The sequence below is a fragment of the Cupriavidus gilardii genome, from assembly GCF_013314895.1.
Lineage (GTDB): Bacteria > Pseudomonadota > Gammaproteobacteria > Burkholderiales > Burkholderiaceae > Cupriavidus > Cupriavidus gilardii_C.
Genome location: NZ_JABTYE010000015.1, coordinates 14,319 through 29,035 on the forward strand (window position 1 = coordinate 14,319; position 14,717 = coordinate 29,035).

Annotated in this window: 13 protein-coding genes; 1 reads left to right on the forward strand and 12 read right to left on the reverse strand. The window is 69.2% G+C overall.

Annotated features, from left to right (window positions below; all coding sequences use genetic code 11):
- Position 1 precedes the first annotated feature (1 nt).
- Complete coding sequence (locus HTY53_RS15580) at positions 2–871, forward strand: ABC transporter permease (protein ID WP_174107516.1); 870 nt, start codon at positions 2–4, stop codon at positions 869–871.
- Positions 872–937: 66 nt separating this feature from the next.
- Here HTY53_RS15580 and HTY53_RS15585 read toward each other — a convergent pair whose 3' ends face one another.
- From HTY53_RS15585 to HTY53_RS25065, 12 genes are all read right to left on the reverse strand, one after another.
- Positions 938–2,143 carry an O-succinylhomoserine sulfhydrylase gene (locus HTY53_RS15585; RefSeq protein ID WP_174107517.1) on the reverse strand — a complete coding sequence of 402 codons (1,206 nt, stop codon included), beginning with the start codon at positions 2,141–2,143 and terminating at the stop codon, positions 938–940.
- A gap of 183 nt (positions 2,144–2,326) precedes the next feature.
- Positions 2,327–3,853 (reverse strand): amidophosphoribosyltransferase, encoded by a 1,527-nt coding sequence (gene purF / locus HTY53_RS15590; protein WP_174107518.1) that lies wholly within the window; start codon positions 3,851–3,853, stop codon positions 2,327–2,329.
- Between the two features lie 95 nt (positions 3,854–3,948).
- Positions 3,949–4,446: a CvpA family protein gene (locus HTY53_RS15595; RefSeq protein WP_174107519.1), complete on the reverse strand. Its 498-nt coding sequence runs from the start codon at positions 4,444–4,446 to the stop codon at positions 3,949–3,951.
- A 76-nt stretch (positions 4,447–4,522) separates the two neighbouring features.
- The gene (locus HTY53_RS15600; protein WP_174107520.1) at positions 4,523–5,302 is read right to left on the reverse strand and encodes an SPOR domain-containing protein; all 780 of its coding nucleotides are present in this window, start codon (positions 5,300–5,302) and stop codon (positions 4,523–4,525) included.
- Between the two features lie 110 nt (positions 5,303–5,412).
- Positions 5,413–6,723, reverse strand: coding sequence for a bifunctional tetrahydrofolate synthase/dihydrofolate synthase (folC, locus tag HTY53_RS15605; RefSeq protein WP_174107521.1), 1,311 nt, complete (start codon positions 6,721–6,723; stop codon positions 5,413–5,415).
- Between the two features lie 236 nt (positions 6,724–6,959).
- A complete protein-coding gene (accD, locus tag HTY53_RS15610; protein WP_174107522.1) occupies positions 6,960–7,832 on the reverse strand; it encodes an acetyl-CoA carboxylase, carboxyltransferase subunit beta in 873 nt (290 codons plus the stop codon).
- A gap of 214 nt (positions 7,833–8,046) precedes the next feature.
- Positions 8,047–8,850, reverse strand: coding sequence for a tryptophan synthase subunit alpha (gene trpA, locus HTY53_RS15615; protein WP_174107523.1), 804 nt, complete (start codon positions 8,848–8,850; stop codon positions 8,047–8,049).
- A gap of 2 nt (positions 8,851–8,852) precedes the next feature.
- Positions 8,853–9,836, reverse strand: a complete 984-nt coding sequence (locus HTY53_RS15620; RefSeq protein WP_254599973.1) for a DNA-methyltransferase — start codon at positions 9,834–9,836, stop codon at positions 8,853–8,855.
- Positions 9,836–11,029 (reverse strand): tryptophan synthase subunit beta, encoded by a 1,194-nt coding sequence (trpB, locus tag HTY53_RS15625; protein WP_174107524.1) that lies wholly within the window; start codon positions 11,027–11,029, stop codon positions 9,836–9,838. The genes HTY53_RS15620 and trpB overlap by 1 nt, the downstream gene beginning before the upstream one ends.
- Before the next feature lie 114 nt (positions 11,030–11,143).
- Complete coding sequence (locus HTY53_RS15630; RefSeq protein WP_174107525.1) at positions 11,144–11,917, reverse strand: phosphoribosylanthranilate isomerase; 774 nt, start codon at positions 11,915–11,917, stop codon at positions 11,144–11,146.
- Positions 11,901–12,725 (reverse strand): tRNA pseudouridine(38-40) synthase TruA, encoded by an 825-nt coding sequence (gene truA / locus HTY53_RS15635; RefSeq protein WP_174107526.1) that lies wholly within the window; start codon positions 12,723–12,725, stop codon positions 11,901–11,903. Before truA ends, HTY53_RS15630 begins: the two co-directional genes overlap by 17 nt.
- 9 nt (positions 12,726–12,734) lie before the next feature.
- Entirely contained in the window at positions 12,735–14,678 is a 1,944-nt protein-coding gene (locus tag HTY53_RS25065) for a type IV pilus assembly protein FimV (RefSeq protein WP_174107527.1), read from the reverse strand.
- Between the last annotated feature and the right edge of the window lie 39 nt (positions 14,679–14,717).

Sequence of the window (14,717 nt, forward strand, 5' to 3'; positions counted from 1 at the left end):
CATGAGCGAACGAGACCCGGACCCGGGCAACGACGGCAAGCTGGCCACCGCGGCAACGTCAGCCCGCGGCGCCACCGTCGCCACGCAACGCTATCCGCAGCCGCTGTGGCCGCTGAACCTGCGCAACTGGACCATGGTCTGGTATCGCAACTATCGCGTCTGGCGCAAGCTGGCGATCCCGTCGATGTTCGGCAATCTGGCCGATCCGATGATCTATCTGTTCGGGCTGGGCTTCGGCCTGGGCCTGCTGGTGGGCCGCGTCGACGGCGTCTCGTACATCGCCTTCCTGGCGGCCGGCACCACCGCCTCCAGCGTGATGATGTCGGCCAGCTTCGAGTCGATGTATTCGGCGTTCTCGCGCATGCACGTGCAGCGGACCTGGGAGGCCATCATGCATGCGCCGCTGACGCTGGGCGACGTGGTGCTCGGCGAAGTAGTGTGGGCGGCCAGCAAGGCGGTGCTGTCCGGCGTGGCGATCATGCTGGTCGCGAGCGCGCTCGGCTATGCGCAGATGCCGAACGCGCTGCTGGCGCTTCCGGTGATTGCGCTGGCCGGCATCGCCTTCGCCAGCCTGGCAATGATCGTCACCGCACTGGCGCCCAGCTATGACTTCTTCATGTTCTACCAGACGCTGGTGATGACGCCAATGCTGCTGCTGTCGGGCGTGTTCTTCCCGCTGGAACAGCTGCCGCCCGGCGCGCAGGCCGCGACGCAGGTGCTGCCGCTGGCCCACGCGGTGGCGCTGATCCGGCCGCTGATGCTCGGCCGTCCCGCCGAGCAGGTGGGGCTGCATGTGGCGGTACTGGCCGCCTATGCGCTGGTGGCGCTGGTCGTCGCCATGGTGCTGCTGCGCAGGCGGATGCTGCGGTGAGGCGGAACCACGCCCACAAGGCAAAGCCGGCCCCAGGGCCGGCTTTTTCCATCCTGGGCGGTGACGTCAGTCGCGCAACCCGCGCAGCAGATCGGCCTTCAGATCCTCGACCGACTCGAGCCCCACCGCCATGCGGATTAGGCCCTCGCCGATGCCGGCCGCGGCCTTGGCCTCGGGGCTGACACGTGCGTGCGTGGTGGTGTACGGATGCGTGATCGTCGTACGCGTATCGCCGAGGTTGCCGGTGATCGAGCACAGCCGCGTGCTGTCGATCACACGCCAGGCGTTGGCGCGCTGCGCCTCGGGCGTGGCGCCCTTCAGTTCGAACGACACGATCGCGCCGCCGCCGCTCTGCTGACGCATCGCGACCGCGTGCTGCGGATGGGACTTCAGCGCCGGATGGTAGACGCGCGCCACCGCCGGGTGCGATTCGAGGAACTGCGCCAGCGCCAGCGCGCTGGCCGAATGGCGCTCCATGCGGATCGCCAGCGTCTCCATGCCCTTGAGCATCACCCAGGCGTTGAACGCCGACAGCGTCGGGCCGGCAGTCCGCACGAAAGGGAACACCTTGCCCATGATGAAGTCGTGCTTGCCGAGCACCGCGCCGCCCAGCACGCGGCCCTGGCCGTCGATATGCTTGGTGGCCGAATGCACGACGATGTCGGCGCCGAAGCGCAGCGGCTGCTGCAGCGCCGGCGAACAGAAGCAGTTGTCGACCACCAGCAGCGCGCCGGCATCGTGCGCGATCTCGGCGACCGCGGCGATATCGGCAACCTCGGTGAGCGGATTCGAAGGCGTCTCGAGGAAGAACAGCTTGGTGTTCGGCTTGACGGCCGCGCGCCAGGCGGCCAGGTCGGTGCCATCGACGAAGGTGGTTTCGACGCCGAACTTCGAGAAGATGTTCGAGAACAGCGTCATGGTCGAGCCGAAGATTGCGCGCGAGCTGACCAGATGGTCCCCCGCCTGCATCGACGACAGCACCACCGACAGGATCGCGCTCATGCCCGAGGCGGTGGCCATGCAAGCCTCGGCCCCTTCGAGCGCTGCCAGCCGCTGCTGGAACATGCTGACGGTGGGATTGGTGAAGCGCGAGTAGGTATAGCCCTCTTCCGAGTTGGCGAAGCGCTCGGCGGCCTCGGCGGCGCTGCCGAAACAGAAGCTCGAGGTCAGATACATCGCCTCCGAATGCTCCATGAACTCGCTGCGCAACGTGCCGGCGCGCACGCCGAGCGTATCAATGCCGAGGGAGTCGAGGTCGAGCGGTTCGTTCATGGTCGAAGGGAAATCGTCAGTAGTGATGAGGTGCTCCCTTCTCCCGCTAGCGGGAGAGGGGCCGGGGGAGAGGGTAACGGCGCCGCGCATGCCTGCGTCGCCGGCCATGGCAGGCGCCCCTGCCCTCTCCCCTGCCCTCTCCCGCAAGCGGGAGAGGGAGAAAACCGGAGCAAGCCGGCAGTCTTACTCGTTGCCGCCCGAGCGCTGCAGATGCAGCTGCGAACGCTCGGTATCACCGCCGCCTTCGCGGTCGGCCTGGCTGCGCGCGGTCTCGAGGCGGTCCAGGTAGGCCTCGTCGATATCGCCGGTGATGTACTTGCCGTCGAAGCAGGAGGCCTCGAAGTCCTTCAGGGCCGGGTTGATGTCGCGCACCGCCTGCTTCATCGCCTCGACGTCCTGATAGACCAGCTGATCCGCGCCGATCATGCGGCAGATCTCGTCATGGCTGCGGCCATGCGCGACCAGCTCGCTGCGGGTCGGCATGTCGATGCCGTAGACGTTGGGGAACTTCACCGGCGGCGCGGCCGAGGCGAAGATGACCTTGTTCGCGCCGGCGTCGCGCGCCATCTGCACGATCTCGAACGAGGTGGTGCCGCGCACGATCGAGTCGTCGACGATCAGCACGTTCTTGCCCTTGAACTCGACGCCCATCGCGTTGAGCTTCTGGCGCACCGACTTCTTGCGCACCGCCTGGCCCGGCATGATGAAGGTGCGGCCCACATAGCGGTTCTTGAAGAAGCCCTCGCGATAGTTCAGGCCGAGCTTGTTGGCGACCTGCATTGCGGCCGGCCGGCTCGAATCGGGGATCGGCATCACCACGTCGATATCGCCTGCGCTGACTTCGCTGCGGATCTTCTCGGCCAGATAGTCGCCCATGCGCAGGCGCGCATCGTAGACCGGCACGCCGTCGATGCACGAATCCGGCCGCGCCAGATAGACGTATTCGAAGATGCAGGAGTTCAGCAGCGGATTGTCGGCGCACTGCTTCGTGTACAGCTTGCCGTCGAGATCGATGAAGATGGCCTCGCCCGGCGCCACGTCGCGCTCGAGCTTGTAGCCGATGCCTTCGAGCGCCACCGATTCCGACGCCACCATCCATTCCTTGCCGTTCGGCGTCTCGACGCTGCCCAGGCACAGCGGGCGGATGCCGAACGGATCGCGCACGGCCAGCATGCCGTAGCCGGCGATCTGCGCGGCGATGGCATACGAGCCGCGCACGCGGCGGTGCATGCCCGCCACCGCGGCGAAGATGATCTCGGGGTCGAGCGAGGTGCCGTTGCTGGCGCGCTGCAGCTCGTCGGCCAGCACGTTCAGCAGTACCTCGGTATCCGAATGCGTATTGATGTGGCGGCGATCGCGCCGGAACATCTCCTCGCGCAGCTGCTGCCAGTTGGTCAGGTTGCCGTTATGCGCCAGGATGATGCCGTACGGCGCATTGACGTAGAACGGCTGGGCCTCTTCCTCGCTGGAGGCAGAGCCGGCGGTCGGATAGCGAACCTGGCCGATGCCGGCGGCGCCCGGCAGACCGCGCATATTGCGCGTGCGGAACACGTCGCGCACCAGGCCGTTGGCCTTGTGCATGTGGAAGGTGCTGCCGTTGGCGGTCGCGATGCCAGCGGCGTCCTGACCGCGATGCTGCAACAGCAGCAGGCTGTCGTAAATCAACTGATTGACGGGCGTGGCAGACACCACACCGACGATACCGCACATGCCAAGCTCCCAGGAAAGGCTTCGATTCGGCGCGCCCTGCGCGCTGCCGATGGCAGACCAGGCGCGAAAAGTTCATGCCGGGCGCGCGCCCGGCCTCACGTTCTGACGTATTTGGCGATTTCCGGCGGCAACCAGGGCCGCAGCGACTCCATCGCGGCGATGACGTAGGGGCGCGACACCGCGTCGCGCCAGAAGGGTTCGTCGGGCAATTTGGTGAAGCCGGCCAACGTGACCAGCAGCATCACCACCAGCGCGCCGCGCGCCACCCCGAACACCAGTCCGAGCCCGCGATCCGCCGGCTTCAGGCCGGTGGTCTCCAGCAACTGGCCGATCACCGCGCCGATCAGCGCCGCGGCGATCACGGTGCCGAAGAACAATACCGCGAATCCGGCGGCGCTGCGCGCGAGCGCGCCGCCCGGCAGCGACTCGGGCATCCATTGCGCCGCGACGCCGACATAGTTGTAGGCCACGAAGAAGGCTGCGATCCAGCCCACCAGCGACAGCAATTCGCGCATCAGGCCGCGCAGCGCGCCGACCAGCCCCGAGGCGATCAGCACGAATACCACCGCGTAATCGAAAAAAGTGAACTGCATTCCCGCGAGCACCGCCATCCGCCCCTATCGGCCTATCCGCCGCCTTGTTCGCTCTATGCGACCTATGCGCCGCGGCTCAGAGCTCGACCATGCGGGCGGTCAGGCCGACCTCGCGCACGCGCTTCTGCGCCGCGTCGGCGGCATCGCGGTCCGTAAACGGGCCGACACGCAACAGGATGCGCTCGCCGTCGGCCATGGCCTTGCGCTCGATATATGCGGGCACCTTGTTCGCCTTCAACTTGCTCATCCATTGCTTCGCCTTCTCCTCGGTGGAAAAGGCGCCGACCAGGATCACATATTTGCCGCTGCCCGACGATCTGGCTTCGGCCTTCGACTCCGGCTTCGATTCGGGCTTCGATTCCGGCTTGCTGTCGGCCTTCGCTTCGGCCGGCTTTTCCGGCGCCTTGTCGGCGGGCCGGTTGACCGGTGCGCTGACCAGCTCCTCGCCGGCATCGAGCGCCTGCGAATCCAGGCGCGCCTGCTGCTGCGGCGGCAGCGGCGCGGCCTTGCGCGGTTCGGGCCTGGCCTGCGCCTCGCCCTGACCGCCGCTCAGGCGCACCGCGATCTGGTCGGCGGACGGACGCGGCTCGGTCTCGAATACGATCGGCAGCACGATGACCGCGGCCACCGTCATCACCAGCGCGCCGATCAGGCGGCGCCGCGCGCGCTGCTTCTGCGGAAATTCCGGGTCCAGCATGTCGTCCGCGTAGTCATCAGCACCCCGGCGTGCATCGTGCGTGCCGGCGCGCGTCCCGGCGCGTGACCCCGCCCCGGCATCGGCGCCGCGGGCGCGCCGCGCGCGCTCCGGTGCCGCATCTTTGCCCTTGCGGAAGGAAAACAGCGAAAGCAGGCCCATAGATTGGTTCGGTGCGGGCGGCAGGCGCGGCCGCCCCTTGAGTTTGTCGCTCGACCGCGGCGCGTGCCCCGGAAGTGCCCGGGAAGTGCCCGAGAAAACGGTCCGGCAGGCTAGTTGGCCTGCGTCGCGCGGTACGCCATCACGCCGGCCACGGTGTAGAACGATCCGAAGACCAGGATTCTATCATTCTCGGTGGCACGCTCGATGGCGTCCCGGTAGGCCGCCTCGGGGCTGGCGAAGCACGCCGCGGTGGCGTCCGGGCCCGGCCGGAAGCCGCCCTGCTCCAGGTGCTCCAGCAGGTCCTGCGCGCGGGCCGCGCGCGGGGTCGGCAGGTCGCACAGGCACCAGTGATCGACCTTGTCGCTCAGGTGGCGCAGCACGCCGGCGATGTCCTTGTCGGCCATCGCGCCGAACACCGCATAGGTGTAGCGGAAGAACCCCATGTTATCGAGGCTCTGGCCCAGCGTCGCCGCGGCATGCGGATTGTGCGCCACGTCCAGAATCACGGTCGGGCGCCCGGCCATCACCTGGAAGCGGCCCGGCAGATCGACGAAAGCCAGCCCGTTGCGCACTTCCTGCGCGCTGACCGGCAAGCGGTCGCGCACCGCCTGCAGCGCGGCCAGCGCCGCCGACGCGTTCAGCAACTGGTTGGCACCGCGCAGCGCCGGATAACCCAGCCCGTTGAGCTTGCGGCCGCGGCCGCTCCAGTCCCACTGCAGGCGCTCCTGGCCCTTGGCGGCCTGGTGCTGGAAATCGCGCCCGACCAGCCACAGGTCGGCGCCAATGGTTTCGGCATGCTCGACCAGCGAGGCCGGCGGCATCGGATCGCCGCAGATCGCCGGCACGTGCGGGCGGAAGATACCCGCCTTCTCGAAGCCGATCTTCTCGCGCGTATCGCCCAGGTACTGCGCATGGTCGATATCGACGCTGGTGACGATCGCGCAGTCGGGATCGAACACATTGACGGCGTCGAGCCGGCCGCCCAGCCCCACTTCCAGAATGATCGCGTCGAGCTGCGCGGCGGCGAAGGCATGGACGATCGCCAGCGTGGTGAACTCGAAATAGGTCAGACTGACCGGATCGGCGAAGCTGGTGCGGGCGCGCTCGACCGCCTCGAAGTGCGGCAGCAGCTGGGCGTCGGTGGCCATCTCGCCGTTGATGCGGGCGCGCTCGTTGAACGACAGCAGATGCGGCGAGGTGTGGCACCCGACCTTGTACCCTGCTTCCAGCAGGATCCGCTCGAGCATCGCGCAGGTCGAGCCCTTGCCGTTGGTACCGCCCACGGTGAAGACCAGCGCGTCGATGCGCAGGCCGAGCGCTTCCTTGACCCGGCTGATCCGGGTCAGGCCCATGTCGATGCCGACCGGATGCGCGGTTTCGAGGTGGGCCAGCCACTCGGGCAGGGAGGAGAAGATAGGCATGATCGTTCGACTACTCGGTTCTCTCCCCTCTCCCGTCTGCGGGAGAGGGGTTTGGGGGAGAGGGTACGCGGCGCCGGGCATGCCGGCGCCCTTTGCCCTCTCCCCGGCCCTCTCCCGCAAGCGGGAGAGGGAGTACGTCAGCGGGAAGCATAGGCCGGCAACAAGCGGCCGGCAGCAATGAAAAAACGCGGACCAGGTCCGCGTCGTCAAACCATCCTTCGGCGATCGGCGTCCGCTCAGGCCACCGCGTCCGCCGGCTGCTTCTGCAGCAGCGCCAGCAGTTGCGCGAGTTCGGCACGCAGCTTGCGCCGGTCGATGATCATGTCGATGGCGCCCTTCTGCAGCAGGAACTCGGCACGCTGGAAGCCTTCGGGCAGCTTCTCGCGCACGGTCTGCTCGATCACGCGCGGGCCGGCAAAGCCGATCAGCGCCTTGGGCTCGGCGATCACCACGTCGCCCAGGAAGGCAAAGCTGGCCGACACGCCGCCCATGGTGGGGTCGGTCAGCACGCTGATGAACGGCAGCCTGGCGGCCGACAGCTTGTTGAGCATCGCGGTGGTCTTGGCCATCTGCATCAGCGACAGCAGGCTTTCCTGCATGCGCGCGCCGCCGGTGGCGGTGATGCAGATGAACGGCACCTTCTGCTCGAGCGCAGCCTGCGCGCCGCGCGCGAAGCGCTCGCCGACCACCGAACCCATCGAGCCGCCCATGAAGGCGAATTCGAAGCAGCTGACCACCACCGGAATGGTATGGATCGCGCCGCCCATCACTACCATCGCATCGGTCTCGCCGGTCTCGTCCATCGCCGCCTTGATGCGGTCCGGATATTTCTTCGAGTCCTTGAACTTGAGCGCGTCGACCGGCACGATCTCCTGGCCGATCTCATAGCGGCCTTCGGCGTCGAGCAGCGAATCGAGCCGCTCGCGCGCGCGGATGCGCATATGGTGGTCGCACTTGGGGCAGACATGCAGATTGGCCTCGACGTCGGTCCGGTACAGCACGGACTCGCACGACGGGCATTTGACCCACAGACCCTCGGGGATGCCCTTGCGGGACGAGGGGTCGGTCTGTTGAATCTTGGGGGGCAGGAGTTTATCCAACCAGCTCATCAAAACGCTCCTTTCGGATAAGGCCGCGGCCTGGCGCATCCCAACGCGGTACGAACGCACGCTGGCGCGCAGGTGGCAGGCCCGGCCATCGGCCAAGGCGGCGAATGTACCACGGGCGCCGCCCGGGGGCCGAGATTCTGTGCTGCGGAAAGCAGGAATCGGCGGCCGTCGGCAGTGAACTGTCGCCGAAGCTCGCCGATATGAGGCTAATGCGTCACGCCTTGGCGTCCAGCGCCGTGCGAATCTCCGCGATAAACGAACGCAGCGATTGTACCGCCTGTTCCCGCGGCGCTTCCTCCAGCAATTGCACCAGCCGGCTGCCGATCACGACCGCGTCGGCCACGCTGGCGATCGCGCGCGCCGTCTGCGCATCGCGAATGCCGAAGCCGACGCCGACCGGCAGGTCGGCATGCCGCTTGATCACCGGCAGGCGCGCGGCGACGCTGTCCAGGTCGAGCGAGCCCGAACCGGTCACGCCCTTGAGCGACACGTAGTACAGGTAACCGCTGGCCACCTTGGCGACCTGCGCGATGCGGGCATCGGTCGTGGTCGGGGCCAGCAGGAAGATCGGGTCGATGCCGTGCTCGCGCATCAGCTGGGCGAACGACTCGCACTCCTCGGGAGGGTAATCGACGACCAGCACGCCGTCGACGCCGGCCTCGCGCGCGGCTTGCGCGAAGGTGCGCTCGCCCATCCGCTCGATCGGGTTGGCATAGCCCATCAGCACCACCGGCGTGTTGGCGTCGCGCTGGCGGAACTCGCGCACCCAGCCCAGCACCTGGGTCAGGCTGACGCCGTTGGCCAGCGCCCGCTCGGACGCGCGCTGGATCACCGGGCCGTCGGCCATCGGGTCGGAAAACGGCACGCCGAGCTCGATCACATCGGCGCCACCCTCGACCAGCGCATGCATCAGCGCGACCGTCAGGCCGGGCTCGGGATCGCCGGCGGTGATGAAGGGGATCAGGCCCTTCCTGCCTTGTGCGGACAGCGCCGCGAAAGTCGTTTGGATGCGGGACATGGTCAGGATGCGAGGTGAGGCAGCGCGTCCGCCGGACCGGCGTCGTTGGCGGCTGCCGGGGTAGACGGAGTAGGCGGAGCAGGCGCGGCCGAGGCGGCGAGCGCGGCGGCCTCGGCAGCGTCCGCGGCCTGCGCCGCATCGGGCCGGGCCAGCGGCATCACCGAGGCGACCCGTGCGCGCGCGACGTCGACATAGTCGGGATTGATCTCGAAGCCGACGAAGCGGCGCCCATGCCGGGCGCAGGCCACCGCGGTGGTGCCGCTGCCGGTGAACGGATCGAGCACCAGCCCGCCGGGCGGGCAACTCGACAGCACCATCCGCTCGACGATCTGCAAGGGCTTCTGGGTCGGATGGTCGGCGCGCTCCGGGTCCTGCCGATGGATGCGCGGCACGCTCCACAGGTCCTTCGGGTTGTAGCCGACCTCCAGCCACTTCTTGCCCTCGAATCGCGGCCGGCTGCGGGCCTTCTTGGTCTCGGCGTCGTACGGCACGCGCACCGAGTCCAGATCGAAGTAGTAGTCGCGGGCCTTGGCGAAGAAGCCGATGTTGTCGTGCACCGACGAATACTTGCGCGTGGTGCCGCCCATGCTGGGCACGCGCCGGTCCCAGATGATCTCGTTGACCATCGTCAGCCGCCGCTTGAGCATCACGAACAGCTCGGGCGAATACTGCCAGGTGCAGAACAGATACAGCGAGCCGCGCGGCGACAGCTTGGGCACCACCGCATCGATCCAGCGCTCGGACCACTCCAGATAGGCCTGGCCGGACAGCCGGTCCGAATCGTTGCCGTAGTCCTTGCCGAGCCCATACGGCGGGTCGGCGACCACGAGATCGATCGAACCGTCGGCCAGCCGGCGCACGCCGTCCAGCACGTCCTCCTGGTACAGCAGGGCCGGCAGCGCCGGCGCGGCGGTCAGCGCGATCGCGTCGCCCGCGATGGTGGCCGCGGCGGCGGTGCCGGGGGTCTCGTCGAGTAGCGTGCGCATCAGAGGGTCAGTCCCGCGCGTTCGGCGACCGTATGCATGTCCTTGTCGCCGCGTCCGGACAGATTGACCAGCAGCAGCTTGTCCTTGGGCAGCGTCGGCGCCAGCTTGCACGCGTAGGCGATCGCATGGCTCGATTCGAGCGCCGGGATGATGCCCTCGATCCGGCAGCAATCGTGGAAGGCGCGCAGCGCCTCGTCGTCGGTGATGCAGACGTATTCGGCACGGCCGCTGTCCTTGAGCCACGCGTGCTCCGGGCCGACGCCCGGATAGTCCAGCCCCGCCGACACCGAATGCGTCTCGATGATCTGGCCGTTCGGATCCTGCAGCAGATAGGTGCGGTTGCCGTGCAGCACGCCGGGCGAACCGGCGCTCAGCGAAGCTGCGTGCCGGCCGGTCTCGATGCCGTCGCCGGCCGCCTCGACGCCGATCAGCCTGACGTCCTGGTGGTCGATATACGGATAGAAGATGCCCATCGCGTTGGAGCCGCCGCCGATGCAGGCGATCACCGCATCGGGTTGGCGGCCGGTCATCTCGGGCATCTGCACCTTGGCCTCCTCGCCGATCACGCACTGGAAATCGCGCACCATCGCGGGATACGGGTGCGGGCCGGCGACGGTGCCGATGATGTAGAAGGTGTTCTCGACGTTGGTGACCCAGTCGCGCATCGCCTCGTTCAGCGCGTCCTTCAGCGTCCTCGAGCCGCTCTCGACCGGCACCACGGTGGCGCCCAGCAGCTTCATCCGGTAGACGTTGGCGGCCTGGCGCTTGATGTCCTCGGCGCCCATATAGACCACGCACTCCATGCCGAAGCGCGCCGCGATGGTGGCGGTGGCCACGCCGTGCTGGCCGGCGCCGGTCTCGGCGATCACACGCGGCTTGCCCATCTTCCTGGCGAGCAGGGCCTGGCCGATCACGTTGTTGATCTTGTGGGCGCCGGTGTGGTTCAGATCCTCGCGCTTGAAGTAGATCTGCGCGCCGCCCAGCGTCTCGCTCCAGCGCTGCGCATGGTAGATCGGCGACGGACGGCCGACGAAGTGCTTCAGCTCGCGGCGGAATTCGGCATCGAACTCGGCATCGTTGCGCAGGCTGGCATAGGCCTCGCGCAACTCGTCCAGCGCATGGGTCAGGGTCTCGGAAACGAAGGTTCCGCCATAGGGGCCGAAGTGGCCGCGGGAATCGGGCAGGTTGTACATGAGTGGGGCTTCCGGGTGGCGCGGCCGTCCTCGGTGGATCGGCCGCGGCAGGGGAAAAAGGTGGCTTGCGGGACCGGCGCGGTGTCTGTCATCGGCGCCGGTCGGTCGCCAGGCTCAGGCGGCGTGGTCGTCATCCGCGGCGCGCACCGCGCGCACGAAGGCCGCGATGCGGGCGGGGTCCTTGACGCCCTTGGCTGCCTCCACGCCGCTGCTGACATCGACGGCGTAGGGGCGCACGCGCTCAATCGCGCCAGCCACGTTTTGCGCGTTCAACCCACCACTCAAAACGATGCGAGGAGCGGCGCTTGCGGTTCGATTGCCGTTGCATGCTGATGTGTTGGGGCCAGGCGCAATCCATCCGGGAGGGATCAGGGTCCAGTCGAAGGCGTGACCGCCGCCGCCGTAGCCTTCGACGAAGGCATCGAGCAGGATCGCGGCGGCGTCACGGTATTGATCGCCGAATTCTACCAAATCGAGGCCGGGGCGCACGCGCGCGGCACGCACGAACGGCAGCCGGCAGCGCTGGGCCGCCCGCGCGCAGTCCTGCGCGCTCTCGTCGCCGTGGAACTGCAGCAGCGACAGCGGCACGCGCTCGGCCACGTGGGCGACCTCCTCGGCGTCGGCATTGACGAACAGGCCGACCACCGCGACGAACGGGCCGGCGGCCTCGGCCAGCGCGGCGGCGCGCGCCACATCGACATGGCGGGGACTGCCGGGATAGAACACCAGCCCGATCGCATCGGCGCCGGCGTCGACCGCCGCGCGCACATCGTCCTCGCGCGTCAGCCCGCAGATTTTGATGCGGGTGCGCGGACGGACCGGCACGGACTCGGCCGGCGCAGCGGCTGGCGCGGCTGCGGCGCCCGGCGCACTAGTTGGCGAAGACATCGGCAAACACTCCATGAAACAGGCTGCCGGCCGGATCGGCGGCCGGGATGCCATAGGGCTCAGGATACCTGACCCCGGCCAGATACAGGCCGTCCGGCATGAAGGTGGGCGCCGCCATGCTGCGCTGGCGCGAAGCCAGCACCTCGGCCACCCACGAGGCGGGATAGCGCCCTCGCCCGACCGCCACCAGACAGCCCATCAGGTTGCGGACCATATGGTGCAGGAAGGCGCTGGCGCGAAAACGCAGAAAGACCCAGTCGCGGTCGGCATGCAGACGGATCTCGTACATGGTCTTGACCGGCGACTTCGCCTGGCACTCGGCGGCGCGGAACGCCGAAAAGTCGTGCTCGCCGATCAGGCAGGCGGCGGCCTCGCGCATCGCGTCCACGTCCAGCCGTTTGCCCGGCGGCAGCATCAGGTAGCCGGCGCGGCCATGCACCAGCGGCGCGCGGTGCGGGCCGGTATAGAGCGCGTAGTAGTAGGTCCGCTCGAAGGCGGCGAAACGCGCGTGAAAGCTGTCGTCGACCGGCTTGGCCCATTGCAGAGCGATCGTCGGCGGCAGGAAGGCATTGACGCCGCGCACCCACGAGAACGGCTCGCGCGACAGAGAGGTGTCGAGGTGGATCACCTGCCCCAGCGCATGCACGCCGGCATCGGTGCGCCCCGCGACGGTGGTCGGCACCCGCTCACCGGCGAATCGTTCGATGGCGTCCTCGAGCACGTCCTGCACGGTATTGCGATGCGGCTGGGACTGCCAGCCGGAGAAGGCGGTGCCGTCGTAGTGGAGGCCGAGGGCAAGACGGGTCATGGATGCGGCTTATGGACGCGGGGGCGTGTCGGGGCGACTGTCGGGGGGCGCCATGATATCAGGCGAGCTCTTGCGGGGCCGGTCGCCCCTCTCGGCGGCATCGGCGGCATCAGCGGCATCAGCGGCATCAGCGGCATCGAGGTCGAGCGAGATGCCGCCCAGGTCGAAAGCCAGCGGACGCGGCGCAGGGGCGGCGGCGCGGGCGGTGTCCGGGTCGCCGCCGCGGCTGTCGTGACCGTCGTCGCTGTCATTGCCAGCGTCGGCCTCGATCGCCGACCCGGCGAACGCCTGCGCGGCGGATGCCGGCGCGGCGATCGGCCGGTCGCCAGGGGGCGCCGGGAAGGCGTCGAGCGGCAGGCTCAGCCCGGTCAATGCAACCGGTGCGCCGGCCAGGATGTCGGCGCCGGCGGGTTGCGCCCCCGGCTCTTCGGCCAGCGGCCGGCGCTGGCGGCGGTACAGCGCATAACCGCCCAGCAGCGCGATCGCCAGCCCGCCGCCGGGCAAGGTCCACGGGCTCTGCAGCAGCGTATCGAGCCAGGACGTCGAGGCCTGCAGCGGGGTCGCGGCGGCAGCCGAGGCAGCCGATGCGCTTGCGGACGGCGCTGGCGCCGCCGCGTTCGGCTGTGCGCCTGGCGCGGGCGCGGCGGCCGGCTCCGGCGCCACGGCCGGGGCGCTGGCGCCCTGCCCCGGCTGCCCGTCCGGCCCCAGTCTTGCCAGCTCGGCGCTCTTCATCTCGAGCAGGCGCTGCATGTCGCCGACGTTCTTGCGCAGTTGCGACAGACGCTCCTCCGCCTCGCGCAACTGCCGTTCGCGGGCGACTTCCGCCTCCGTCGTGGTGCCCTTGGGCGCGATCGTTCCGGCCTCGGGCTTGGTCAGTTTCAGCTCGTCACGCGCCTGCTCGGGCACCGCGGCATCGCGCACCCGCGCGGTGATCTGGCCGCGCTGCTGCTGGCCGCTCTGCGGCTGCACCTGCATCGCCGCCGCAGCATCGGCCAGGCGGTTGCGATAGGCGTCGAAGGCGCGGGTATGCGCGACGACCTCGCGGCGCGCCTCCGGCCCGGCGATCGCGCCGGCCTGCTGCGCCGACGGCAGCGACAGCACCGCGCCGGCCTTCAGCCGGTTCATGTTGCCGGCGATAAAGGCGTCGCGATTGGCACGGTACAGCGCCACCACCATTTGATCGAGCGAGATGGCGTCGCGCTGCTGTACCAGCTCGCGCGCGATGCCGTACAGATGGTCGCCGCGGCGCACGGTGTAGCTGCCGCCAGCCATGCCGGGCGACTTCGCTGCGGACTTGGCGGCGGGCTTGGCGCCCGGCTTGGCGACCGAGTCCGCGACCGAGTCGGCGGCCGCGGCGGCCGGCGGCGGCACGGCAGGAGCAGCCGCCGGCGCGGCTGGCTCCGGTGTGGCGGCCTGCACCAGCGGCGTCGTGCCGGCGTCGGGCTGCGCGGCGATGGCGGGATCGGCCGGCGGCGCGGCCAGCAGCACGGTGTAGGCCCGCGTGACGGTCCCGGCCGTCCCCACCGTCCCGGCCGGCCCGCGCAGCTCGAGCAGCAGATCGATAAAGTTCTCGCCCACCGGCTGCGCCGAGCGCAGCCGCGCCACCGGGCGGCCGTCGGCATTGCGCGCCAGCTGGATCTGCAGCCCCTCGGCCCCCGCCGGGTAGGTCAGGCCCGCCGCGGCATAGGCCTGCGGCGACGCCAACGCCAGCGTCAGGCGCTCGGCCTCTCCTGCCGCGACATCGCGCAGTTCGATCTCCGCCTGCAGCGGCTGACCCTGCGCCGAGCGCACCTGCAGCGAACCGAGCGCCGCCGCCTGGGCCGCCGACGGCAGCAGCGCCTGGCTCAGCAGCACGCCGAGGGCGGCGGCCGCCAGCGCGTGGCGGCGCGGGCGGCGCGCACGGTGCGCGCCGTGCGGATGGTCTGGCGTAGGGAGGCGGCGATGGTGGCTCACAGGGACCTCATGCGGGGTGGGGGTTCGACGGGCGATCGC